Raw genomic sequence first — 1,413 nt, forward strand, 5'->3', positions numbered from 1 at the left:
TCGCCCCAGCCGGTGCCGTCGGCGGAGGCGGCGAAGGACTTGCAGCGGCCGTCCCGGGCCAGGCCGCCCTGGCGGCTCATCTCCACGAACGGGACGGGTGTCGACATCACCATCGCGCCCCCGGCCAGGGCCAGGGTGCAGTCCCCGGCCCGCAGGGCCTGGGCGGCGAGGTGGACGGCGACCAGCGAGGAGGAGCAGGCGGTGTCGATGCTGACCGCCGGGCCCTCCAGACCGAAGGTGTAGGCGACGCGGCCGGAGGCGACGCTGTCGGAGCTGCCGCTGCCGATGTAGCCGGCCACGTCGTCGGGGACCTGGCGCAGCCGTACCGCGTAGTCCTGGTACATCACTCCGGCGAAGACTCCGGTCCTGCTGCCCCGCAGGGTCGCGGGGTCGATTCCGGCCCGTTCGAACGCCTCCCAGGTGGTCTCCAGGAGGAGCCGCTGCTGCGGGTCCATCGCGAGCGCCTCGCGCGGGGAGATCCCGAAGAATCCGGGGTCGAAGTGCCCGACGTCGTCGAGGAAGCCGCCCAGGGCGGTGTGGCTGGTGCCCTCGCGCAGTTGTTCCGGGTCGTCCAGGTGGTCCAGGTCCCAGCCCCGGTCGCGGGGGAAGCCGGTGATGGCGTCGGTGCCGTCGGTGACCAGCCGCCACAGGTCCTCGGGGGACCGTACGCCGCCGGGGTAGCGGCAGCTCATCGCGACGACCGCGATCGGTTCGCGGCCCGCTTCCTCGGCCTCGGTCAGGCGCCGGCGGGTGTGGTGCAGATCCGCCGTCACGCGCTTGAGGTAGTCCCTCAGCTTGTCGTCGTTCACCATCGGGAGCCGCCGTCCTGGTTCGGGTGTCGGGTCGGTGTCATGACAGGCCGAGTTCGTTGTCGATGAGGTCGAAGAGTTCGTCGTCGCTGGCGCCGTCCATGCGGTCCTCGATGGAGTCGGCCGCCGTGCCGTCGCCGCCGGCCGCGGTGACCGCCAGGCCGAGGCGGCCCACGATCTCCCGGAGCCGTTCGGCGAGCCGGTCGCGGGCCGCCGGGTCGTCGAGGGCACCGTCGAGGGCGTCCTCCAGGCGGTCCATTTCGGCGAGCCCGGGGACCGGGCCGGGCCCGGCGTCGGGGACCAGTTCGGCGGCGAGGTGTCCGGCGATCGCGGCCGGGGTGGGGTGGTCGAAGAGCAGGGTGGCCGGCAGGGGGTGGCCGGTGGCGGCACGCAGCCGGTTGCGCAGTTCCACCGCGGTCAGCGAGTCGGTCAGCGAGTCGAAGCCGACCTCCAGCAGACCGCGGCCGGGCTCGACCGCGGCCGGGCCGCTGTGGCCGAGCACCAGGGCGGCGTGGGAGCGGACCAGGTCGAGGAGGACCCGGCCGCGCTGGGTCTCGTTGAGGGAGCCGAGGCGCTGCTTCAGAGCCTCGGGCCCGTCGGGGCC

At 74.0% G+C, this 1,413-nt stretch carries 2 protein-coding genes; both read right to left on the reverse strand.

Features of this window, described 5'->3' with window-relative positions; translation table 11 throughout:
- Positions 1 to 812, reverse strand: an 812-nt coding sequence (locus VR45_RS41460) for a beta-ketoacyl synthase N-terminal-like domain-containing protein (RefSeq protein WP_045945160.1), incomplete at its 3' end; no start/stop codon positions are given.
- A gap of 37 nt (positions 813 to 849) precedes the next feature.
- The coding region (locus VR45_RS41465) for an acyl carrier protein (protein WP_045945161.1) at positions 850 to 1,413 on the reverse strand (564 nt) is incomplete at its 5' end.

Source organism: Streptomyces sp. NRRL S-495 (assembly GCF_000966955.1).
Taxonomy (GTDB): Bacteria; Actinomycetota; Actinomycetes; order Streptomycetales; family Streptomycetaceae; genus Kitasatospora; species Kitasatospora purpeofusca.